This is a genomic window from Nitrospira tepida, from assembly GCF_947241125.1.
Classification (GTDB): domain Bacteria; phylum Nitrospirota; class Nitrospiria; order Nitrospirales; family Nitrospiraceae; genus Nitrospira_G; species Nitrospira_G tepida.
In genome coordinates, this window is the sequence record NZ_OX365700.1 from 1660695 (window position 1) to 1682689 (window position 21995).

Genomic DNA, 21995 nt, shown 5'->3' on the forward strand with positions numbered 1-21995 from the left:
GTCACGCTGGCGGAGCAGTGTCGCTGGCGGATCCGTTCTTGCCTTGGGATGGGGATGCCGCCGGTCCGGCCGGAACACCCTCTTCATGTTGAGTCAGGCGCAGGAAGACGTCTTCCAACGTCATCGACACGGTGCGCAGCTCCAAGAGCCCCCAATCGCGGGCGACCACGAAGCGGGCGATCTCATCCCGCATATCGCGTCCGAGTTCGGATTCGATCAAGGCCGACTGGGCGTGCTCGGCGGGGAAGACCGACAGGATGCCGGGCATCGTCCGCAATTGCTCCACCCAATCTGCGGGCGGGCTCTTGAGCGTCACGCTGATTTTCTCCGACCGGCGGAGGCGCGCGGAGAGCTGTTCGGGGCTGTCCTCCGCCACGATGCGCCCGCCGTTGATGATCACCACGCGCCGGCACAGGGCGGTCGCCTCCGGGAGGATGTGCGTGCTCAGGATAATCGTATGGGATTGGGCCAAATCTTTGATCAGTTGCCGAATCTCGATGATTTGCTTCGGGTCCAACCCGACTGTGGGCTCGTCCAGGATCAAGACCGGCGGATCGTGAATCAGCGCCTGGGCGAGCCCGACCCGCTGCCGGTATCCGCGCGAGAGGTTCGCGATCAGCCGGCCGCGCACCGTGCCCAGCGAGAGGCGGTCCACCACCGCGTCCATCCGCTGCCGCAAGGTCGTGCCGGTCAGCCCGCGCAATCGTGCGACGAAGGTCAGGTATTCCTCGACGGTCAGTTCCTGATAGACCGGAGGGGTTTCAGGCAGATAGCCGATATGGCGCTTGACTTCGGTCGGTTGCTCGAAACAATCAAATCCCGCGACGGTGGCCCGGCCCTCGGTCGCCGGCATGAAGCAGGTGAGGATGCGCATCGTGGTGGTCTTGCCGGCGCCGTTCGGGCCCAGGAAGGCCAGCACTTCACCCTTTTCCACCGAGAAGGAGACGTCCTGAATGGCCGTCAGTTGGCCATACCGCTTTGTGACGTGGTGAACGTGGATCATGGAGCCGAAGTCATGAACGTCGGTATACGGGGGTGTGAGGCGGTCTCTGCGAAGCAAACGTCTAACGGCATCGCGCGCAGCGGCACCGGCGTTCGCGGATACTACTAAGTCGCTGCCGCAGCGTCAAGGTATCCGCGCCTGGCATGGTCAGCCTGTTGATAATAAGCACGGCCCGGCCCGAGTCAAGAAGGAGAAGCGTCTTTACAGAACGGGCCGGACTCGTTATAGTTCGCAGCCGTTCCCGAGGAGCCGTTCGTTCTTGCCAAAGCTACCTCAGACACAGGCGGGTACTCGGAGGCCGGTCTCTTCCACGCGCTAGGGCCGGCGTCAATCAGGTTTGCATGCAACGGCGTCGGGCTGATCCGTGGGATCAACAAAGAGTTCTTGGATGGTGAAGGCAGATACACCAGAGTATCCTTAGGTAAGGGAGGGGATTGTGAAGAGACTAATTGCTGGACTTGGAATCGGCCTCGGGGTCGTGATGATGCTCGGCTGCTCGGGGCAAAGTGAAATGATCAGCTTGTCGATTCCCAGTTTGCGCGACCCTGCGGCGGCCAAGCAGGCCAAGGGGGCCGGCCCGACAGTGGGAGTCGTTCGTTTCGAGGACAAGCGGGCGAACCGGTCGCACCTCGGGACGAAGACCGGCCGACTGGGCGGCATCGAGCATTTCGGGGTTCGTGGCAACGATCCGGGCCAAGCGGCGGCTACGGCCCTTGCCGATTATCTGCGAAGCAAAGGCTGGAATGCATCGGTCATGTCCGAAAGCGCGGCCAGTTCGGCCGATGTGATGGTGTCCGGCGAGATCCAGGAAATGGAGGTGGATGCCAAGAACGGGTTCTTTTCGACCGATCTCTCGTCCAAAGTGAAGGTGCTGGTCCAGGGCAACAACAAGAACGATGGGAGCAAGGTGCGAATGACCTTGACCGGCAGCGGCACGGACAGCGTGTTTTGGTTCAGTCCGGATGATGCGCAAGGTTTGGTCAACGATGTGATGGCGGAAAGTTTCTCGAAGTTGGTTTCCTCGACGAAGTTTGAAAACGGCGCGCTACGCCTCAACTGACCTCATGATCTCGGCAGGGCACGGGCCCGCTCCGTCCCTGCCTCCTCATTTTCTTGCACCACCGGGGTGAGGTCGATCGGGCACAGGCCCGACGGCGACGTCTTTGTTCAGGATGAAGCAGGTCCGTGCGGCTTGCGGTCCGACGAATTTTGGCCTCCCGCGGATGGGAGGAAAGGACTACCTCAAGGGGGTTGGCGCTCACCGGCGGCTGGCTTACGGTAGGTCGTCATGAAGATGATCGTCGCGAAAGACAAGAACCACAAACGGGGCGAGCGCAGGATGTACGCCATCACTCACGACCGCCGTCTGGCTGCCGCGTTGGCCGGCGTCTTGCTGGTTGGCCTGAGCGGCTGCAGCGTGCTTCCAAAGGGCTCTGTCACCTTGGATGTGGGCGCGCAGGACCGCGGCGTGGCCTCGTGGTATGGCGAACCCTTTCACGGCAGGCTGGCCGCGGACGGCAAGGTCTTTGATATGTACGCCCTGACCGGCGCCCACCGCACCTTGCCGCTGGGCACGGCGGTCCGAGTCGTGAACGCCGTGAACGGCAGGTCTGTGCTGATCAGGATTACCGACCGGGGGCCCTATATCGAAGGCCGCATGCTCGACCTGTCCTATGCTGCGGCTGAGCGTTTGGGCATGGTGGAGCAGGGCCTCTCTCCGGTTCTGGTTCAGGTGGTCGGAAGTCACGACCTGCTGGTTCACAATGTCCGCGCCGCGCTCGCCTCCCTCGAAACAGCGGTCATCCCGAACAGAGACCGGAAATGGCCCGCGGCGGCCGTTTCGATTCCCTCGGTCGAACGCCTGACCCTTTTCCGGCCTGGTGATGTGTGGGGATTGCGGCGGGAGCGTCGTATTGGTCCGGCCTTTGCTGCCCACCTCTCGGTCGGTCGAAGCGTCACCTCATTCTCTTAGCGATCCGGCCCGTTGACAGGGCTCAAAACAACACACTACACTTCGACAAATCCGGATTTGATTGCAGTCTCATCTGCGTGAAGGAGCGGCGTATTGCTATGCCCAAGAAGAATCAAGAAGACAAAGATGAATCACGGTTGAAAACCAAACTGCGCGAACGGTTGGCGGGTCACGCTAATCCGGAAGGGGATGCGGCGATGCGGGCGCTGCACAAGCGCTTGAAGCGGGCCCAACGCAAGCGGCGCGCGTTGGCGGCACGGAAAGCCCGGGCGGCCGGGGCCGCAAGTTCCGAGCAAAAATAAGGCTGGAAAACGGATTCGATCGACAGGAGCATGACAGACATGGATAAACCGACCCACGAACCGACCCCTCCCGAAGGGACCTCCGCTTCCGCGGATCAAGCGGCTCAGGATGAGCTGACCGATCAACTATCCGACCGGCTGACCGCCGACGCATCGGCCGCTGGCGTAGGAGAAGGTCCTGCGGATCAAGCGGGCGAGGAAACCGTCGTTCTTGAAGAGGAAGAGGTCAAGGATGAGATCGATATCCAGATCGATCTCCTCAAAGACCCCGATTGGGTCGTTCGGCGTGAGGCGGTGGTCACCCTGGGGGAAATGGCCGATGAGCGGTGCGTGGAGCCGTTGTGCAAGGCCCTCCGCGACGGTGACTGGCAGGTGCGTGAGGCGGCGGTGGAAGCCCTGGCGAACGTCGGCTCTCCGGCCGTCGAGCTGCTCATTAAGCTGTTGCGGGATTGGGATGTGCGGAAGTACGCCATCCAGAGCCTGGGCAAGATCAAAGATGAACGGGTCTTGGAGCCGCTGGTCGCGCAGTTGCGCAGCGATGAATTTCGGGAAGACGCCACCACCGCGCTCTCCGAGCTGGGCAAGCCAGCGGTGGAGCGGTTGGTCAAGGCCCTCAAAGACAAGGACGAGGCCGTCCGCAAGCAAGTGGTCATCATCCTGGGCCGGATTAAAGATGGAAGCGCGGTGGATTCGTTGATCGAGATGCTCGGGGATTCAGACTGGTTTGTTCGCCTCACCGCGGCGGCTGCCTTGGAAGCCATTCACGATGAGCGGGGGCGGGAAGCGATCAAGCCCCTGTTGAAAGATCCGGATCTCGTCGTCCGCATGCGGGTCGAGCGCATCCTCGCCGCGTGGAAGAAGAGGCAACAGGAGGTCAACGCCTGAGCGCGGTCGGACTGGGTTTACTTTTGTAACAGCTCGTCAAGATCCTTCTGGATGCCGTCCAGTTTCCCCGGACCGAATTTCTTCCCTATGGTCAGTTCCAGCCGCACTTCCTTGACCTGCGCCACCAGCGTCCGCAACCGTGCTGAGGCGGCCGGCTCCCTGGTGCCGTGGAGCGCCTGCTCCATCGCGTCGATGGTCTCCGCCAGTTCCTTTGTCGCGTTGCCGTAGTTCCGGTCGGCCAGCTCCAGCTTGGCTTGGACCAACCGGGCCTTGGCGTCGACCAGCCCATGGCGGCGACGGAGGTCACGCTCGATTCCCAGCGTGGTGTCCATGACGTTCTTGGACAGTTCCCGCACCTTCTCCGTCAACGGCTTGAGCGGAAGCTGCCCGAACACATACCCGGCGGCGAACGAGAGCGAGATCAGGACAAGCAGGCCGAGAAATCTCAACATAGCCGTATCACCCTGCGTCAACTCGTTCTGGTGCGCCCGCGGTCGATGACGCGAAGCAACCCGCCGCCGGCGGTGATCCTGACGGCCGGTTCCGAGTCCTGCAGGGCCTTCTTCAGCGCGGGGATGGCTGCTGGTGCACCGACATGGCCCAGGGCGCGGGCGGCGGCCAATCGAGGTTGCGGCTGGGGATCGCGCACCAGTTGCTCAAGCAGGGGGATGGCCTGCTTGTAGCCGTTGACGGCGAGCGACTGTGCCACGGCCGCCCGCACTTGCGGGGCCGCATGTTTGGCCAGGTGGGCGGCGGTCAACAGCACGTCCTGATCTCCGGCCCGCACCAACCCTTCCAAGGCGCTGGCCCGTACGAAATCATCGGCATCCCGCAGGAGCGGCTGCAGCAATGACCGGATGTGGGGACCGCCCAAGCGGCCGGCGCTCGTCGCCGCGATCGCCCGGACCCGTGCGTCCTCATCCGCCAGCGCATGTGTCAGCGCCGAAAGCCCTGACTTCTGCCCAAACTCTCCGAGCGCGCCGGCTGCAAAGGCACGGACGGATGGGTCGGGATCATACACCGCCTGGGTGAGCACGGAGAGCGTGGTGGGCCGTTTCAACCGCCCGAGCACCCCCAGCGCCGCCATGCGGATTTCCGCGTCCGGATACGTCGCCGCGCCCAACACGTCCGCCAGCATGTCTTCCCGGCCGAGCCGAATCAAGGCGCCGGCGGCAAATACCGACTCCGGACCTTCCTCCCGTCGCGCGATTTCGATGAGCCGCTCACGGACCGAGAGGACGCCCAGTTCGCCCAGGGAGGTCATGGCGGCAATCCGTACGGAGGGGGCGCGGTCGTCGAGGGCTCTGATCAACGTTCCGGCTCGGGATGTCAATTTTGCCCGTCCAATGGCCTCGGCCGCTTTCGCGCGGATGACGACCGAAGGATCCAGGAGGCTGTCCTCCAGCAGCGGACCGACATCCTGCATTCGGGACTCGGCCACCACGGCGAAGGCGGCGAGCCGGATATGTTCCTGCGGGTCTCGCATCCGGCTGGTGACCGTCGCCCAGGCGATCTCGCGCAGCAGGGGAAGATCGTCGGGGGAGCCGTCCGGAATCAACTGTTGGTACAAGGGCCAGGCGTCTTCCGGACGCCCCAGCCGGGCATAGCTGCGCAGGGCCAGTCGAGAGAGTTCTGTGGACGGAGTCTGAGCACCGTCCGCTCGCGCGGTCTGATACAAGCGGATCACCTGATCATATTCTCCTGCGTCGAATGCCTGCGCGGCGGGACTGGCCGCCTGCTTGTGACGAGCGGGCTTCGCTTTGGCCGACGCAGGGATAATCTGGTGGGGCGATAAGGCCAGGAGCATGAGAGAGAGGATGACAGGATTCAGGGACGGCATCGTCGTCCATTTCTCGAGGAGCTGTCCGGGGCGACCTGGAGATCGAGCGAGCGGAACCGGCTTCCGGCTCCGTCACCCATGCGTCGCCCGTCCTACCATGAAGAGGGAGCTTTCGTCGAGGCAGGGGCGTACACGAGATCCATGTATTCTTTTACCATCCGCCTGGCGCTGAATCGGGGCGCATTGGTTCGGATCGATTGCTTGACGACTTGGAGCCACGCACGGGGCACTCCGTCGAGATCCCGCTGGTAATAGAGGGGAATCACTTCCTCCTCCAACAGGCGATACAGTTCCTTGCTGTCGAGATCATCTTCCGCCGCCGGGTCCTGGAGGTGGCTGGAGGGGGGAATGCCCCATCCGTTGCTGCCGTCGTAGCCTTCCTGCCACCAGCCGTCCAGCACGCTCAGATGAAGCACGCCGTTGAGCGTGGCCTTCTGCCCGCTGGTCCCGCTGGCTTCCATGGGGGCTCGCGGCGTGTTGAGCCACACGTCCACGCCCTGCACGAGATATTTGGCCATGTGCATGTCGTAGTTCTCAAGGAAGGCGATATGGCCGGCCAGCTTGTGGTCGTGACAATAGGACAAGACCTGGTGGATGAATTGCCGGCCCGGCTCGTCCGCCGGATGGGCTTTGCCGGCGAAGACGATCTGGACCGGCCGCCATCGGTCATGGAGCAGGCGGCGCAACCGTTCCAGGTCTCGAAACAGCAACGTCGCGCGCTTATAGGTCGCAAACCGGCGGGCGAATCCGATCGTCAGGGCCTCGGGGTCCAACATGGTGCCGCGGGAGAGCACTTGAGAGGCGAGCAGGCGACCCTCGGCCCATCCCCCTCTGGCGCGCTCGCGGATAAAGGACATCAGTTTCCGCTTCATCAATTGCCGGACGGCCCAGAGATCCGCATCGGGAATGTCCGGCACCCGTTGCCAGATGGCCGGATCATCCGATCGATCCACCCAATCAGGGCTCAAGTATTTGCTGTACAGTTGATGGAGTTCCGGCGCGATCCAGGTCGGGACGTGCACGCCGTTGGTGATGCTGCGGATCGGGATTAGGTCTTCCGATAGTCCGGGCCACAGACTCTGCCACATCTGGCGCGTGACGCGCCCATGCTCGCGGCTAACACCGTTCACGTGCGCGGACAGGCGCATCGCCAACGCCGTCATGTTGAAACCGGCTCCGGGATGGTCCGGGTGCTCGCCCAGACGGAAAAACGCCGATCGGGTCAGTCCAAGCTGATCCCAGTAGCCGTTGAAATATCGCTCCATCAGGTCCAGAGGAAAAACATCGTGGCCGGCGGGAACCGGCGTGTGGGTGGTGAAAACCGTGCTGTGCCGGACCGCCTCCACGGCTTCACTGTGGGTGAGGCCGGCGCGCACGTGTTCGCGCAACCGCTCCAGGGTCAGAAAGGCCGAATGGCCTTCGTTCGCATGCCACACGGTTGGATTGAGCCCGAGGGCGCGCAAGGCGCGGACTCCGCCGAGGCCGAGCAGAATCTCCTGGCACAGCCGCATTTCCTGTCCGCCGCCATAGAGCCGGGCCGACAGCCCGCGATCCTCCGGGGCGTTGTTCGGCACGTCCGTATCCAACAGGTAGATGGGAATCCGCCCGATCTGGACTTTCCATATCGTCGCCGAGACCTGGCGGCCGCCCATTTCCACGCTGATGTGGCAGGGAGTCCCCTCGGGCGTGAGAGCCGGGTTGATGGGAGACTCGTCCCGGTTGAACGGGGCATATTCCGCTTCCTGCCAGCCATCGGGGGTGATGGACTGGCGGAAATAGCCTTGCGGATACATGAATCCCAGGCCGATCAGAGGGAGGCCCAAGTCGCTGGCTTCCTTGCAATGGTCGCCCGCCAGGATGCCGAGCCCGCCGCTGTAAATCGGGATGGAGTTGTGGAATCCGAACTCGGCCGACATGTAGGCGACTTGAAAATTGGTCAAGGTCGCATAACGAGTCGCAAACCAGGTCCGTCGATCCGAGCGGTATTCATCGAACGCCTTGATGACGGCGGAGTATTGCCGGGCAAATCCGGGATCGGTCGCCAGAGCGGTCAGCCGTTCAGGGTTGACGCTCTGGAGCAGGAGCACCGGGTTGTGGTGGCAATGAAACCACAGGACGGGATCGATGGCCTCGAAGAGCCGGCGCGCGTCCAGCCGCCAACTCCACCAGGGGTTTTGGGCGAGATCATGCAGCCGGGCGATCGGATGGGGAAGACGGTGAGCGGACATGCGTGTTACGCCGATCCCTCCCTATCAGGCATGTCCCGCCTCGTGCCAGGTCGCCCAATGGTCCGAAAAGGCCACCGCGGCGTACCGTTCCCCGAGAATCTTGGTGACGCGGTTCATCAGGCGCGTGAGTTCCTGAACTTCCTGGGCGGTGAGATCGCGGCGGAATCGGGGATGCAAACCCCAGCGGGTCTCCACTTCTTCTCCCGTGATGGCGGCGACAACACTGACCAATTTGATCTCATTGCCGGTGCCCGAGGACTGGGCCGGGCGTTCGGACTGACCCTGTGAGGAAGTGGGTTGCGACGCCGGTTGCGGCTCCGGCTGCCTGCCTTCGAACAGCGCGTTCATCGCCGGAATGACCGCGCCGGCGCACAACACCGCCGAGGTGGAAATTTGCCCGTTCGCCGGATCGCCCATCACCTGCGCAATCCGTGTCCCGAACTGCGCCAGCATCTCCTGCTTCTGCTTCGAATCTTCGGTGACCATGAACTTGAACGGTTCGTACAATCGCCGGCTCTCGGCCACGGTCAGGCCCACGGTCATGACCAGTTCCATGGGATCGCTGGTGTTGCTGATGGCTTGGGCGAGCAGACTTTTCAGCCGATGGCTGACCGCGTCCTCCAATTGATTCATGAATTCCGGCTGGTCCGCCAGGGGCACGTGCATGGCGGACAACCGATCCGCCAGGTTGAACAGGACCTTGAGAAACTCCAGATAGACTTCCCACTCCTCCTTGCGTTTCAGCTTCAGGGCGCGATCGGGCGCGCTTTTCTTCACGAGCGTGACCGATTCGCCGGCGATGGCCAGCATGAGTTCGGCCAACGCCCGAATCTGGTCTTTGTATGGGAGCAACGACGTCGCCACCGCGTATCCTCAAAATCGTCGTATTATAGCCGACTCATGCGCGACCTCCAAGGTATTTAACGCCACAGGGGTCGGTTCGAGCACGATGAGCCGGCGAAGGACCATGCAATGGCGGGCGCCATGGTGCGTTGCGGTCAAGTCGGCGCTATGTTATACAGCGCGAACCGGGTCGCGCGATTCTCTCGCCGCCCGATTTTACCGGTTCCCCCTGCGCTGTGAACCCTGACGTCAAGCCCTACATCCTTCGGCGGAGCGAAGAGCCGGCCGCTCGCCGGCTGTCGCTTGATTACGAGCGCGCCCTCAATCCCCAACAACTGGCGGCGGTGAAGGCGGTCGACGGCCCGGCGCTGGTGATCGCCGGCGCGGGCAGCGGCAAGACCCGCACGCTCATCTACCGGCTCGCCTATCTGATCGATGCCGGGGCGGATCCGGCGTCGATTCTCTTGATGACCTTCACCCGCAAGGCGGCTCAGGAAATGGTGGAGCGCGCGAGCGCGCTCATCGGCCCCGGAGCGGAACGGGTGTGGGGCGGCACCTTCCACTCGATCGCCAATTCGCTGCTCCGGCGGTACGGCGCGGCGATCGGGATCGGTCACGGCTTCACGATTCTCGACCGTAGCGATGCCGAAGACCTCGTGAACCTCGTCCGCGGCCAGCTCGGCTTGAGCGACAAGGATAAGCGGTTCCCCCGCAAGGGCACCATTGCCGAGATCTTCAGCAAGTGTGAGAACACCCTTCAGCCGATCGAGGATGTCGTCCTGGACGAGTTTGCCCACTTCAGCGAGTTCCTGGAGGACTTGCTCAAACTCAAGGCGGCCTACGACGCGCAAAAGGGGCAACGCCAGTTGCTCGACTACGACGATCTGTTGGTCAAATTGTCCAGGTTGCTGGCGGAAACCGACGGGGTGGGCGGCAAGGTGGCGGAGCAGTTCCGCTATATTCTCGTGGACGAATATCAGGATACGAACCGATTGCAGGCGCAGGTGATCCGCCGGCTGGCGCGCGGGCACCACAACGTGATGGTGGTGGGGGACGATTCGCAGTCTATCTATGCCTTCCGCGGCGCCACATTTCGCAACATCATGGACTTTCCGCAACTCTTTCCCGGCACGCGGATCTACAAGCTCGAAGAAAATTATCGGAGCACCCAGCCGGTTCTCCAGTTGGCGAACGCCATCATCCAACGGGCGGCCGAGAAATATGAGAAGACGCTGTTTACTCGGCAACTGGATGGGCCGCTGCCGGTCCTGGTCGAGGCGGGAAGCGAAAATACGCAATCGCGGTTCGTGGTCCAAAAGATCCTGGAGCTGCGCGAGGAAGGCGTGCCGCTCAACGAGGTGGCGGTGCTGTTTCGGTCGGGCTTCCACTCCTTTGATTTGGAGCTGGAACTCTCCCGCCGCAATGTGCCGTTCGTCAAGCGCGGCGGCATCAAATTCATCGAAGCGGCCCATGTCAAAGATCTGTTGGCGCACCTGCGCGTCGTCCAGAATCCGTTCGATGTCGTGAGCTGGAACCGCGTGCTGCTCTTGATCGAAGGCGTGGGGCCCAAGAAGGCGCGCGACGTGATTGCCGCCGTGATGAAGACCGACCGGCCCTGGGACATCCTGAGAGCCGTGGGAGGGCGATCGGGGGGCGGGTTGCGGGATCTGGCCGCGATGTTGGAGGAGCTGTCCGGGAAGCCGCTGGAGCAGGTCGGGAACATCGTCGGACGCACCTATGAATACTACCTCCCCCTGTTGAAGCAGCAGCACGACGACTATCCCAAGCGGATGCGGGACCTTGAGCAATTGCACGCCATGGCCGGACGCTATCAGGAGTTGGAGACGTTTCTCGCGGACCTCGCGCTGGAACCGCCGGAGGGGGCGACCAGGGGCTTGGCCGAGGGCGACGATCAGGAGGAGGCCCTCATCCTTTCGACGATCCATTCGGCCAAGGGATTGGAATGGCGGAGCGTGTTCGTGATTTGGGTGGCGGACGGACGGTTCCCTTCCATCTACTCCGCGACGAGCGACGACGACCTCGAAGAAGAACGGCGCCTGTTTTACGTCGCCGTGACGCGGGCCAAGCGGCATCTCTATCTCACCTATCCGACCAATGTGTACGAGCGCAGCAGCGGCTTTGTTTTCTCCCGGCCGTCGCGTTTTCTCGACGACCTCCCGTCTCATCTTTGGGAAACGTGGAAACTCCAGGAGGAAGACTCGCCGGAGTGGCGCACGCGCTCCCACTCATCCTGGTAAGCCGCCGTTTTCGCCTGGTAGGAGATTGCCCTCGGATCGGTCATGCTGAAGCAATGGGTCGCGCTCACGGTTGGTGCCGCCCTTTACCTGTCCGGAGGAGGCGTCGGCGCGCCGGATGTGGCCCAGGCCGGGAGCGGAGATTCCGCTCACGCCGCTCAAGCGGTGCCGGACCCCTGGACGCAATTGATCCGCGAGGCCGCTTCCTTGGGGTTACCCACCGGCTTTCTCCGCGAAATTCCCGCCTCCTTTGTGACCATCGAGTTTGAAGATCTGCATACCTATGCCGCCGAATACCATCCGGCGGAGCACCGCATGGTGCTCAATCGCGCGCTCTCGTTCAACCAGGCGGGGCTGGTCTTGCGGCCGTTGCGGCACCTCAACCGGCGTGACCTGGGCACGCTCTTTCATGAACTGTTTCATGCCTATCTCGATTATTTGATGGCCGTACCGGCGGCGGATCGAAGCCGACCCGGCCGGGAGTTGTTCCGCCTTGCGGAGGATCGGCAGGCCTGCCGGTATACCACTGTCCTGATCACGCCGATCGTGCAGAGGAAAGGGGCCACCGAGGAGCGGGAGTTGAGTGAGCGGGAAGCCTGGGAGGCGTTGAATGAAACCTGGGCTGTCTTTATCGGGTGGGCGGTCTGGACGAGGCTGGAGGCTGCGGCTCCACGGAACGGTCAAACGGCTGATGAAGGTACGGTGCGGCGTGAATGGGTCAGGAGGCTACAAGTCGCTGAAAGAAATGGGGAATTTCGTGGATATTACGAACCGGAAGATGCGGCCGAGCAGGCGCTCACCAAGAAACGCTACCTCGCGCATGCCTACCGCATCACCGAAGAGGAGCTTCGCGCGCTGTTGGAATTGGTGCTGGAAGTGCCGCGTGAAGTGGCCAAGCAGGCAGCCAGGACCATTGTCGGCGACAAGCGCCCCCCGTTTCCCGGTCACGGCTGTTCGCCCTACCCCATGCCGTCCGGAGCCGGTTCGACCGGTGCGCGATAGCCGACGGGCCCGCCGTCGCCGTTTGTTCTCCCGACCACTTGACATCGCTGCCTTTCATCAATACAATCGGGCGTTTCAAAAACCAGGCCTTCCTGCTCAGTGTAATCCAGCCATCCGAAGAGAAACGGCTGCTACCGTGCAGAGAGGGTGTCTTTGTCTTTGTGTGGTGGTCTGCCTGCATCGTGTGGGCATCATCGTGGTAACGGTTTCATGGTCAGGTACCCAAGTGGCCAACGGGGGCAGACTGTAAATCTGCTGCTTACGAGCTTCCAAGGTTCGAATCCTTGCCTGACCACCATACCAAGCTTCGCGTGAGCCGGCGAGCTTGTTCGGGGGCGAGCCGGAGAAACACCTTCTGTCTGATATGGATGAAACAATCAAGGCGGGCGTAGCTCAGTGGTAGAGTCCCAGCCTTCCAAGCTGGCTGTCACGGGTTCAAATCCCGTCGCCCGCTCCAAAATGAGAATGCGAAGCGTCAAGCGTCATTCGTGAAGCGAAAAATCTAAAAGTAGACAGCGCGATGGGACGGTTGGCGAATGACGGTTGACGAATGACGAACTGTGACGCCCACGTAGCTCAGTTGGTAGAGCACGTCCTTGGTAAGGACGAGGTCACGCGTTCGATCCGCGTCGTGGGCTCCATACTAAGCTTTGCTTGAACCGGCGCGCTTCGTCGTCGCGCACGCGGCCGGGTCGGCGCCTTCAGGTGGATCGGGGTGGGTAACCTAACGGGCACGAATTTTCCAAGGGGAGCAGGCGATGGCGAAGGCGAAATTTGAGCGAAAGAAGCCGCACGTGAACATTGGGACGATCGGGCACGTGGACCACGGCAAGACGACCTTGACGAGCGCGCTGACGAAGATTTCGAGCGACAAGGGGATGGCGAAGTTCGTGAGCTACGACGAGGTGGCGAAGGCGAGCGAGAGCCAGGGGCGGCGGGACGCGACGAAGATCATGACGATCGCCATCAGCCACGTGGAGTATGAGACGGACAAGCGGCACTATGCCCACGTCGACTGTCCCGGCCACGCGGACTATGTGAAGAACATGATCACGGGGGCGGCCCAGATGGACGGGGCGATCCTGGTGGTGAGTGCCGCGGACGGGCCGATGCCGCAGACGCGGGAGCATATTCTGTTGGCCCGGCAGGTGGGGGTGCCCTACATCGTGGTGTTTTTGAACAAGGCGGACAAGGTGGATGATCCGGAGCTGCTGGAGTTGGTGGAGGTGGAGGTGCGGGAGCTCCTGAGCAAGTACGATTTTCCGGGGGACAAGATCCCGATCATCCAGGGTTCGGCGCTGAAGGCGGTGGAGGGGGATCAAGGGCCGTTGGGGGTGCCGTCGATTTTGAAGTTGTTGGAGGCGATCGACAGTTACATTCCGACGCCGACGCGGGCGATCGACAAGCCGTTTTTGATGCCGATCGAGGACGTGTTCACGATCAGCGGGCGGGGGACGGTGGTGACGGGGCGGTGCGAGCGGGGCGTGGTGAAGGTGGGGGATGAGATTGAGATCGTGGGGTTGCGGCCGACGCAGAGCACGGTGGTGACCGGGGTGGAGATGTTCCGCAAGGTCTTGGATGAAGGGCAGGCGGGGGACAACATCGGGGTGCTGCTGCGGGGGACGAAGAAAGAGGAAGTGGAGCGGGGGATGGTGCTGGCGAAGCCGAAGAGCATCACGCCGCATACGAAGTTCAAGGCGGAGATCTATGTGTTGACGAAGGAAGAGGGGGGCGGCACACGCCGTTCTTCAACGGGTACCGGCCGCAGTTCTATTTCCGGACGACGGACGTGACGGGGGTGGTGCAGTTGAATCCGGGGGTGGAGATGGTGATGCCGGGGGACAATGTGACGGTGACGGCGGAGTTGATCAGTCCGATCGCGATGGATCAGGGGCTGCGCTTCGCGGTGCGGGAGGGCGGCAAGACCGTCGGCTCTGGCGTGGTCACGGAAATCCTCGCGTAGAGAAACGTTCACCGTCAACCGTCAATCGACAGGAGAACTGGCCCTACGCTTGACGCATGACGGATGACGAATTACGGAGAAGAAGATGCGCGAAATCATCGATCTGGCCTGTACGGAGTGCAAGCGTCGGAATTACTCGACGATGAAAAACAAGAAGAACGATCCGGACCGCCTTGAGCTGAAGAAGTTTTGTCGGTTTTGCCGGAAGCACGTGCCGCACAAGGAAGTGAAATGAGTGCTGAGTGCTGGGTTCTGAGTGCTGAGCTGTGGGGCGGGGAGCCGATTTACTCAGAACTCAGCACTTGGTACTCAGCACCATAAAAGAGGGGCATGGTGTCAATGGCTAGCACATCGGTCTCCAAAACCGAGAGTCTAGGTTCGAATCCTAGTGCCCCTGCCAATCTGGATCGTCGGCCATAGAGGATCATTCTCAGCGCCGGGGGGGCGTGCCGGTCGCCACGCCGGACGGCGCGGAGCGGAAAGGGAGACCGTGTTCAAGAAACTGTGGGCGTCGGTGGTCGAATTTATGACGGACGTGCGGGGCGAGATCAAGAAGATCTCTTTTCCGACCAGGGCTGAAACGATCGGATCGACCACGGTGGTGATCGTCTTCTGCATTATCATGTCGCTCTACCTGTCCGTCTTGGATTCATTTCTCGTCTGGCTCGTGAGCAAGATCATCTAGTCCGGTGGGGCCGGTCCCGCGTGGGGGGGGGACGACGCCCCGAGGGGCCATCGTGCAGTGAGAGGCGCTGTGAGGAAGCCAAGCCATGAGTGAACAAGAAACCGCGACGACGCCCAAGCAATGGTATGTGATCCATACCTATGCCGGCTTTGAAGGTCGGGTCAAGGCCAGTCTCATCGAGCGGGCCGGCCAGATGGGCATGACCGACAGGATGGGGCAAGTCCTCGTGCCGACGGAAGACGTCATCGAGATCAAGGACGGGAAGCGGCGCACGTCCAAGCGAAAGTTTTTTCCGGGCTATGTTTTGGTCGAATTGGAAACGCCGCTGACGGATGAAACGCTGCAGATGATCAAGGAGACGCCGAAGGTCACGGGGTTTGTGGGCGGCGGCGCGCAACCGACCCCGCTGTCTCAGGAAGAGGTCGAATCGCTCCTGAAGCAAATTGATTCCGGCACGGCGCGGCCGCGGGAGCAGATCCGCTTCGTCAAGGGCGATAACGTGCGCATCATCGACGGGCCCTTTTTGGGGTTTAACGGCGCCGTGGAAGACGTGGATCAGGTGCATAACCGGGTCAAGCTGATGGTGAGCATTTTCGGGCGGTCCACCCCGGTTGAGCTGGGATTTTTGCAGGTGGAACGAATCTAGCCATTTGCAATGGCGAATGTTGAATGTGAAATGAACGGACGACCGAGACGACTCACCATTTAACATTCATCATTCTACATTCAGAGGAGTAGCGCATGGCGAAGGAAGTTTCGGCGCAGATCAAATTGCAAATCCCGGCCGGCAAGGCGAATCCCGCTCCTCCGGTGGGGCCGTCCTTGGGTCAGCATGGCGTGAACATCATGGAGTTCTGCAAGCAGTTCAACGCCAAGACTCAAAAGGACGGGGACAGCATCATCCCGGTCATCATCACCGTGTACAAGGATCGCAGTTTCACGTTCATCTGCAAGACGCCGCCGGCATCGGACCTGTTGAAGAAGGCGGCAGGCATCATCAAGGGATCCGGCGTGCCCCAAAAGGACAAGGTGGGCAAGATTACGCAGGCCCAGCTTCAGGAAATCGCCAAGAAGAAAATGGCCGATTTGAATGCGGCCGATGTCGAGGGCGCCATGAACATTATCGCGGGGACGGCCCGCAGCATGGGCATCGTCATCCAGTAAGCAGCGGCATAACGATTCGCGCGAGGAGTTGGTCATGGGAAAGAAAATGCAGGCGGCTTTGAAGAAGGTGGAGCCGCGAGCCTATCCGCTCAAGGACGCCGTCGAACTGGTCAAGCAGGCGGCCTACGCCAAATTCGATGAAACCGTCGATCTCGCGCTCCGGCTCGGCGTGGATCCCAAGCGCTCCGATCAGATGGTCCGGGGTACAACCCTGCTGCCGCATGGCTCCGGCAAGCAGATCCGCATCCTGGTCTTTGCCAAGGGCGAGAAGGAGCAGGAGGCCAGGCAAGCCGGCGCCGATTATGTCGGGGCTGACGATCTGATGGAGAAGGTCAAGGGCGGGTGGATGGAATTCGATTGCGCGATTGCGACCCCGGATCTCATGGGCGCGGTGGGCAAGCTCGGGAAGGTGCTCGGCCCGCGGGGGCTCATGCCCAATCCGAAGACCGGCACGGTGACGTTTGAGGTCGCGAAGGCCATCGGTGAAATTCGGAAGGGGCGCGTCGAATACAAGCTCGATAAGGCCGGCATCGTGCACGTGCCGGTGGGCAAGGTCTCCTTCGAAGCCTCGCGGCTGTTGGAGAACGCCCAGGCGGTGCTGGAATCGGTCGTCAAGGCCAAGCCCGCCTCCTGCAAGGGGCGCTATCTCAAGACCGCCACCATCTCAAGCACCATGGGGCCCGGCATCAGGCTGGATGCCGTTGCGCTGGCGAAGCAATGGGCGTGAGCGAGTCGTGACGCTTAACGGAAGAGGACGATCATGAAACGGGAAGAGAAGGCGGTCGCGGTTGCCGAACTGAATGACAAGTTCAAGCGGGCTCGACTGGCGATCCTGACGGAATGCACCGGCATGCCGGTCGCGCACCTGACCGAGCTGCGCAAACAGCTCCGCGGGGTGAAGGCGGAATACAAGGTCGTGAAGAACACCCTGGCCGCGCGGGCCTCGGAGGGCACGGAGGTCGCGCCGCTCCGGTCTCATTTCAAGGGGCCGGCGGCGGTGGTTCTGGGCTATGACGACCCGGTCAGCCCGGCCAAGGTGCTGAGGGAATTTGTCGGGACGGAGAAGCGCGACGAGAAACTGAAGATCCTGCTCGGGGTGCTGGAGGGCAAGCTGCTTCAGGCGGCCCAGATCCACGACGTGGCCAGGCTGCCGAAGAAGGACGTGCTGCTGGCGATGCTGCTTTCCGCGATGCAGGGGCCGGCGCGGAATTTGGTTTATGTGTTGAGCGGGGTGGTGAGGAAATTCGTCTATGTGTTGAGCGCGATTCAGGACACCAAGAAAGGGGAGGGAACGATGCCTACTGCGGAAGGAAAGCTGTCTCAGGAAGATTTCATCAAGGCGATCGAGGGCATGAGCGTGCTGGAACTCGCCGAACTCGTCAAGGGATTGGAGTCGCGCTTCGGCGTGACCGCGGCGGCGCCGGTGGCGGTGGCCGCGGCCGGCGGGGCGGGGGCCGCAGCGGCGGCGCCGGCCGAAGAAAAGACCTCGTTCGACGTCATTCTCGCCAGCGCGGCGGCGGACAAGAAGATTCAGATCATCAAGGTTGTGCGGGAACTCACGAGCCTGGGCTTGAAGGAAGCCAAGGATCTGGTCGAAGGCGCGCCGAAGCCCGTGAAGACCGGCGTGGCGAAAGAAGAAGCGGACAGCATGAAGAAGAAGCTGGAAGAGGCGGGCGCGAAGGTCGAGATCAAGTAATCACGCGAGTCTGTGGGCTTGACCCGTGCTCCACGCGCAGCCGCGGGGCCGGGATGTGGGACGGATCGAGACAAAGGAGCGACACGCATGCCGGAAACGAGTGGGGTTGAGTTGGTCCCTCGGAAAGATTTTTCCAGGATTCAGACGAGCATCGAGATCCCGGATCTGATCGAGATCCAGCGGCGTTCGTATGAGCAGTTCCTCCAAATGGAAAAAGAGCCCGAGCGTCGAGACGATCGGGGGTTGCAGGCCGCGCTGGCCAGCGTCTTTCCGATCGCCGACTACAACAATACCGCCGTGCTCGAATTCACGAGCTACGCGCTCGGGACGCCGAAGTACGACGTCCGGGAATGTCTTGAGCAGGGGATGACCTATGCGGTGCCCTTGAAGCTGCGCGTGCGGTTGGTCGTGTTCGACAAGGAGGACAAGGGTCCGAAGCGCAAGGTGCTCGACGTGCGGGAACAGGAAGTCTATGTTGGCGAACTGCCCCTGATGACCGAGCGCGGCACCTTCATCATCAACGGCACCGAGCGCGTCGTCGTCAGCCAGTTGCACCGGTCTCCCGGAGCCTCGTTCACCCATGACAAGGGGCGGACGCACGCGAGCGGGAAGGTGCTGTATTCCGCGCGCATCATTCCCTACCGCGGGTCATGGCTCGATTTCGAGTTCGACGCGCGGGATATCCTGTACGTCCGGATCGACCGCCGGCGCAAGATGCCGGTCACGATCCTGCTGAAGGCCTTCGGGTTTTCCAGCGACGATCTCCTCAAGATGTACTATCCCGTCGAGGAGGTCCATGTCTCGCAGGGCAAGCTGTACCGCAAGCTCGACCCGGAGATCCACCACGGTCTTAAGTCATCCACCGAGTTGACGGAGAAGGGCAGCAAGGAAGTGCTGGTGCGGGAAGGGGCCAAGCTCTCGAAGGTCATGATCAACAAGCTGAAGGCGGCGGGGATCAAGGAGATCCCGGTGGCTCCGGCCGAGTTGGTCGGACGTGCCGTCCTGAGCGAGATCATCAATCCGCGAACCAAGGAGAAGTTGGCGGAGAAGAATCAACGCCTGACGGCGGAGATTCTCGAGAAGGTGGTGGAGAGCCAGGCCGAGGCCTTCAAGGTGATCTATCTCGACCAGGCGACCGCCACGCCGGTGATTTTGGATACGCTTGAGATGGAGCGGACCAACTCGAAGGAAGAGGCCATGGTCGAGATCTACAAGCGGCTGCGGCCGGGCGAAACGCCGTCCATCGAGACCGCCAAGGCGTTGTTCGAAAACCTGTTTCAAAGCGCCAAGCGGTATGATCTGTCTCCGGTCGGACGGCTCAAGCTGAACAAGAAGCTCGGGCTCGATCTGCCGCTCGAGCAACGCACGCTGACCAAAGAAGATATCGTCGAAGTCATCCGCTATTTGGTCAACCTCAAGATGGGCAAGGGCGAAGTCGACGACATCGACCATTTGGGGAACCGGCGGGTGCGGTCGGTCGGCGAGCTGCTCGAAAACCAGGTGCGGCTCGGCCTCGTGCGCATGGAGCGGAGCATCAAGGAGCGGATGAACCTGCTCGATATGGAGACGGTGCTGCCGCACGATCTGATCAACGCCAAGCCGGTCGTGGCGGCGATCAAGGAATTCTTCAGCAGCAGCCAGTTGTCCCAGTTCATGGATCAAACGAACCCGCTGGCGGAAATCACCCACAAGCGGCGCCTGTCCGCGCTGGGGCCCGGGGGGTTGACTCGGGAACGGGCCGGGTTCGAAGTGCGCGACGTGCACCCGTCGCACTACAGCCGCATTTGCCCGATCGAGACGCCGGAAGGCCCGAACATCGGCCTGATCACCTCGCTCGCCACCTACGCGCGGATCAACGAGTTCGGCTTCATCGAAGCGCCCTATCGCAAGGTGGTCAAGGGGCGGGTCACCGATGAAATCGAGTATCTCTCGGCGATCGAGGGAGACCGGTACGTGGTCGCGCAGGCCAATTCCGCAGTCGATTCGCACGGGAAATTGGTCTCGGAGACGATCACCGCCCGCTCCGCCGGCGATTTCGTCATGACCGGACCGGACCGTGTGGAATATATGGACGTGTCGCCCAAGCAAGTCGTGAGCGTGGCGACGGCCATGGTGCCGTTTCTTGAGCACGACGACGCGAACCGCGCCTTGATGGGTTCCAACATGCAACGGCAGGCCGTGCCGCTGCTCAAGACCGAAAGTCCTCTGGTGGGGACCGGGATGGAAGCCGTGGTCGCGCGTGATTCCGGCTACGTGGTCCTGGCCAAGCGCGCCGGGGTGGTTGAGAGCGTGGATGCGACGAGAATCGTCGTCCGTGCGGACGTGGGGAAAGACGTCCGCAAGAAGGGCGACACCGGCCTGGATGTCTACGACCTCGTGAAGTTCCAGCGTTCGAACCAGAACACCTGCATCAATCAGATGCCGGTCGTTCGGCTGGGTCAGCCGGTGAAAAAGGGGCAAGTGCTGGCGGACGGGCCTGCGATCGATCGCGGCGAGCTGGCGCTCGGAAAGAACGTGCTGGTCGCCTTCATGCCGTGGGGCGGATACAACTTCGAGGACGCGATCCTGCTCAGCGAGCGGGTGGTCCGCGAGGACGTGTTCACGTCCATTCATATCGAGGAGTTCGAAGTCGAGGCGCGGGACACCAAGTTGGGGAAGGAAGAGATCACGCGGGACATCCCCAACGTGGGCGAGGAAGCCCTCCGGAACCTGGACGAGAGCGGGATCATCCGGATCGGCGCCGAGGTCAAGCCGGGCGATATCCTGGTCGGCAAGGTCACGCCGAAGGGCGAGACGCAACTGACCCCGGAAGAGAAGCTGTTGCGCGCGATCTTCGGTGAGAAGGCCGGGGATGTGAAGGACACGTCGCTGACGGTGCCGCCTGGGGTGGAAGGCATCGTGGTTGATGTGAAGATCTTCTCGCGCAAGGGGCTCGACAAGGACGAACGGTCGCGGAGCATCGAAAGCGAAGACGCAATGAAGCTGCAGCGCGACCACCAGGACGAAATCCGGATCATCGAAGAAGAGAAGATCAAGAAGATCCGGAAGTTCATGCTGGGACGCGTGGTCGGCCGGGACATCATGGACCCAGATTCGGGCGAGGTCGTCCTGAAGAAAAAGGGCAAGCTCACGGCGGACGTGCTGCGGCAATTGTCGGACGACGAGCTGCGCCATACCATTCTCGCTGACCCGGAAGAACAGCAGGAGCTGGACGAGATCGAGCGGCGGGCCAAGGAACAGATCGAGATCCTGCAGACGATGTACGATGAAAAAGTCGGCCGCCTGAAACGGGGCGACGAACTGCCGCCCGGCGTCCTGAAGCTGGTCAAGGTCCACATCGCGATGAAGCGCAAGATTCAGGTGGGCGACAAGATGGCCGGCCGCCATGGAAACAAGGGCGTCGTCTCCCGCGTGATGCCGGAGGAAGACATGCCGTACTTGCCCGACGGCACGCCGGTCGATATCGTGCTGAATCCGCTCGGCGTGCCCTCCCGGATGAACGTCGGCCAAATTTTGGAGACCCATCTCGGGTGGGCGGCTAAGGTCCTCGGCCTGCACGTGGCCAGCCCGGTCTTCGACGGGGCCTCGGAGCGGGAGATCAAGGACCTGCTCAAGAAGGCGGGCCTGCCGGCCAGCGGGCAAACGGTGCTCTACGACGGTCGGACTGGAGAGAAGTTCGACAGCACGGTGACGGTCGGGCACATGTATATGCTGAAACTCCACCACCTGGTGGACGACAAGATCCACGCGCGGTCCATCGGCCCGTACTCACTGGTGACGCAGCAGCCGTTGGGCGGCAAGGCCCAATTCGGCGGCCAGCGGCTGGGCGAGATGGAAGTCTGGGCTCTGCAGGCCTACGGGGCCGCCTCCACGCTGCAGGAATTCTTGACGGTCAAGTCGGACGACGTGCCGGGCCGCTCGCGGATGTATGAAGCGATTGTGAAGGGCGAGCCATATTTGGAGCCGGGCTTGCCGGAGTCCTTCAACGTGCTGGTGAAAGAATTGCAGAGTTTGGGATTGGACGTGGAGCTGGTGAAGTCGCAGGACTGAGCCGTTCCATGAGCGTCTGGAGCGTTCGAGTCGGGTCATGAGACAGAATCAACAATCGGCGCGGCATCACGCCCAATGTCGGCCGCGCCGGCGTTGAGCAGTTCACC

18 protein-coding genes, 4 tRNA genes and 2 pseudogenes are annotated in these 21995 nt (G+C 62.0%); 19 read left to right on the plus strand and 5 right to left on the minus strand.

Annotated elements, in window-relative coordinates; all coding sequences use genetic code 11:
• Window position 1 precedes the first annotated feature (1 nt).
• On the minus strand, window positions 2-1003 hold the full coding sequence (locus QWI75_RS07840) for an ABC transporter ATP-binding protein (RefSeq protein WP_289268146.1): 1002 nt from the start codon (window positions 1001-1003) through the stop codon (window positions 2-4).
• Window positions 1004-1439: 436 nt separating this feature from the next.
• On the opposite strand from QWI75_RS07840, the gene QWI75_RS07845 reads away from it, so the two are divergent.
• From QWI75_RS07845 to QWI75_RS07860, 4 genes are all read left to right on the plus strand, one after another.
• A complete protein-coding gene (locus QWI75_RS07845; RefSeq protein ID WP_289268147.1) occupies window positions 1440-2063 on the plus strand; it encodes a hypothetical protein in 624 nt (207 codons plus the stop codon).
• 228 nt (window positions 2064-2291) lie between these two features.
• Window positions 2292-2975, plus strand: coding sequence for a septal ring lytic transglycosylase RlpA family protein (locus QWI75_RS07850; protein ID WP_289268148.1), 684 nt, complete (start codon window positions 2292-2294; stop codon window positions 2973-2975).
• Between the two features lie 98 nt (window positions 2976-3073).
• Window positions 3074-3277: a hypothetical protein gene (locus QWI75_RS07855; RefSeq protein WP_289268149.1), complete on the plus strand. Its 204-nt coding sequence runs from the start codon at window positions 3074-3076 to the stop codon at window positions 3275-3277.
• A 39-nt stretch (window positions 3278-3316) separates the two neighbouring features.
• The gene (locus tag QWI75_RS07860; RefSeq protein ID WP_289268150.1) at window positions 3317-4162 is read left to right on the plus strand and encodes a HEAT repeat domain-containing protein; all 846 of its coding nucleotides are present in this window, start codon (window positions 3317-3319) and stop codon (window positions 4160-4162) included.
• Between the two features lie 17 nt (window positions 4163-4179).
• Here QWI75_RS07860 and QWI75_RS07865 read toward each other — a convergent pair whose 3' ends face one another.
• The 4 genes from QWI75_RS07865 to QWI75_RS07880 form a co-directional block, all read right to left on the minus strand.
• Window positions 4180-4614 (minus strand): hypothetical protein, encoded by a 435-nt coding sequence (locus QWI75_RS07865; protein ID WP_289268151.1) that lies wholly within the window; start codon window positions 4612-4614, stop codon window positions 4180-4182.
• A 17-nt stretch (window positions 4615-4631) separates the two neighbouring features.
• A complete protein-coding gene (locus QWI75_RS07870) occupies window positions 4632-6002 on the minus strand; it encodes a HEAT repeat domain-containing protein (RefSeq protein ID WP_289268152.1) in 1371 nt (456 codons plus the stop codon).
• A 92-nt stretch (window positions 6003-6094) separates the two neighbouring features.
• Entirely contained in the window at window positions 6095-8230 is a 2136-nt protein-coding gene (glgP, locus tag QWI75_RS07875) for an alpha-glucan family phosphorylase (protein ID WP_289268153.1), read from the minus strand.
• 24 nt (window positions 8231-8254) lie between these two features.
• On the minus strand, window positions 8255-9094 hold the full coding sequence (locus QWI75_RS07880) for a hypothetical protein (RefSeq protein ID WP_289268154.1): 840 nt from the start codon (window positions 9092-9094) through the stop codon (window positions 8255-8257).
• A gap of 215 nt (window positions 9095-9309) precedes the next feature.
• Between QWI75_RS07880 and QWI75_RS07885 the strand changes: the two genes are divergently transcribed.
• The 15 genes and pseudogenes from QWI75_RS07885 to rpoB all read left to right on the plus strand — a co-directional run bounded on the left by QWI75_RS07885 (window position 9310) and on the right by rpoB (window position 21888).
• Window positions 9310-11331 (plus strand): ATP-dependent helicase, encoded by a 2022-nt coding sequence (locus QWI75_RS07885; RefSeq protein ID WP_289268155.1) that lies wholly within the window; start codon window positions 9310-9312, stop codon window positions 11329-11331.
• 42 nt (window positions 11332-11373) lie between these two features.
• A complete protein-coding gene (locus QWI75_RS07890) occupies window positions 11374-12330 on the plus strand; it encodes a hypothetical protein (protein WP_289268156.1) in 957 nt (318 codons plus the stop codon).
• Window positions 12331-12542: 212 nt separating this feature from the next.
• Window positions 12543-12628 (plus strand) — tRNA-Tyr (locus QWI75_RS07895).
• A gap of 84 nt (window positions 12629-12712) precedes the next feature.
• A tRNA-Gly gene (locus QWI75_RS07900) sits at window positions 12713-12787 on the plus strand.
• 108 nt (window positions 12788-12895) lie between these two features.
• Window positions 12896-12971, plus strand: a tRNA-Thr gene (locus QWI75_RS07905).
• Between the two features lie 117 nt (window positions 12972-13088).
• Window positions 13089-14293, plus strand: a pseudogene (tuf, locus tag QWI75_RS07910) (elongation factor Tu).
• 85 nt (window positions 14294-14378) lie between these two features.
• The gene (rpmG, locus tag QWI75_RS07915) at window positions 14379-14528 is read left to right on the plus strand and encodes a 50S ribosomal protein L33 (RefSeq protein ID WP_289268157.1); all 150 of its coding nucleotides are present in this window, start codon (window positions 14379-14381) and stop codon (window positions 14526-14528) included.
• Between the two features lie 89 nt (window positions 14529-14617).
• Window positions 14618-14693, plus strand: a tRNA-Trp gene (locus tag QWI75_RS07920).
• 90 nt (window positions 14694-14783) lie between these two features.
• The gene (gene secE, locus QWI75_RS07925) at window positions 14784-14978 is read left to right on the plus strand and encodes a preprotein translocase subunit SecE (protein ID WP_289268158.1); all 195 of its coding nucleotides are present in this window, start codon (window positions 14784-14786) and stop codon (window positions 14976-14978) included.
• Window positions 14979-15063: 85 nt separating this feature from the next.
• The gene (nusG, locus tag QWI75_RS07930) at window positions 15064-15624 is read left to right on the plus strand and encodes a transcription termination/antitermination protein NusG (protein WP_289268159.1); all 561 of its coding nucleotides are present in this window, start codon (window positions 15064-15066) and stop codon (window positions 15622-15624) included.
• Window positions 15625-15719: 95 nt separating this feature from the next.
• Window positions 15720-16142 carry a 50S ribosomal protein L11 gene (rplK, locus tag QWI75_RS07935; RefSeq protein ID WP_289268160.1) on the plus strand — a complete coding sequence of 141 codons (423 nt, stop codon included), beginning with the start codon at window positions 15720-15722 and terminating at the stop codon, window positions 16140-16142.
• Window positions 16143-16176: 34 nt separating this feature from the next.
• The gene (rplA, locus tag QWI75_RS07940; RefSeq protein ID WP_289268161.1) at window positions 16177-16869 is read left to right on the plus strand and encodes a 50S ribosomal protein L1; all 693 of its coding nucleotides are present in this window, start codon (window positions 16177-16179) and stop codon (window positions 16867-16869) included.
• Between the two features lie 33 nt (window positions 16870-16902).
• A pseudogene (gene rplJ, locus QWI75_RS07945) lies at window positions 16903-17409 on the plus strand (50S ribosomal protein L10); the annotation flags it as partial.
• Between the two features lie 27 nt (window positions 17410-17436).
• Window positions 17437-17838 (plus strand): 50S ribosomal protein L7/L12, encoded by a 402-nt coding sequence (gene rplL, locus QWI75_RS07950; protein ID WP_289271639.1) that lies wholly within the window; start codon window positions 17437-17439, stop codon window positions 17836-17838.
• 87 nt (window positions 17839-17925) lie between these two features.
• Window positions 17926-21888 (plus strand): DNA-directed RNA polymerase subunit beta, encoded by a 3963-nt coding sequence (rpoB, locus tag QWI75_RS07955; RefSeq protein ID WP_289268162.1) that lies wholly within the window; start codon window positions 17926-17928, stop codon window positions 21886-21888.
• The last annotated feature ends 107 nt before the right edge of the window (window positions 21889-21995 follow it).

Excerpts from the sequence above, each read along its gene's own strand:
- QWI75_RS07840 (WP_289268146.1), bottom strand. The coding sequence starts at position 1,003 with ATGATCCACGTTCACCACGTCACAAAGCGGTATGGCCAACTGACGGCC.
- QWI75_RS07850 (WP_289268148.1), top strand. The coding sequence starts at position 2,292 with ATGAAGATGATCGTCGCGAAAGACAAGAACCACAAACGGGGCGAGCGC.
- QWI75_RS07855 (WP_289268149.1), top strand. The coding sequence starts at position 3,074 with ATGCCCAAGAAGAATCAAGAAGACAAAGATGAATCACGGTTGAAAACC.
- QWI75_RS07860 (WP_289268150.1), top strand. The coding sequence starts at position 3,317 with ATGGATAAACCGACCCACGAACCGACCCCTCCCGAAGGGACCTCCGCT.
- QWI75_RS07865 (WP_289268151.1), bottom strand. The coding sequence starts at position 4,614 with ATGTTGAGATTTCTCGGCCTGCTTGTCCTGATCTCGCTCTCGTTCGCC.
- QWI75_RS07870 (WP_289268152.1), bottom strand. The coding sequence starts at position 6,002 with ATGCCGTCCCTGAATCCTGTCATCCTCTCTCTCATGCTCCTGGCCTTA.
- glgP (WP_289268153.1), bottom strand. The coding sequence starts at position 8,230 with ATGTCCGCTCACCGTCTTCCCCATCCGATCGCCCGGCTGCATGATCTC.
- QWI75_RS07890 (WP_289268156.1), top strand. The coding sequence starts at position 11,374 with ATGCTGAAGCAATGGGTCGCGCTCACGGTTGGTGCCGCCCTTTACCTG.
- rpmG (WP_289268157.1), top strand. The coding sequence starts at position 14,379 with ATGCGCGAAATCATCGATCTGGCCTGTACGGAGTGCAAGCGTCGGAAT.
- nusG (WP_289268159.1), top strand. The coding sequence starts at position 15,064 with ATGAGTGAACAAGAAACCGCGACGACGCCCAAGCAATGGTATGTGATC.
- rplK (WP_289268160.1), top strand. The coding sequence starts at position 15,720 with ATGGCGAAGGAAGTTTCGGCGCAGATCAAATTGCAAATCCCGGCCGGC.
- rplA (WP_289268161.1), top strand. The coding sequence starts at position 16,177 with ATGGGAAAGAAAATGCAGGCGGCTTTGAAGAAGGTGGAGCCGCGAGCC.
- rplL (WP_289271639.1), top strand. The coding sequence starts at position 17,437 with ATGCCTACTGCGGAAGGAAAGCTGTCTCAGGAAGATTTCATCAAGGCG.
- rpoB (WP_289268162.1), top strand. The coding sequence starts at position 17,926 with ATGCCGGAAACGAGTGGGGTTGAGTTGGTCCCTCGGAAAGATTTTTCC.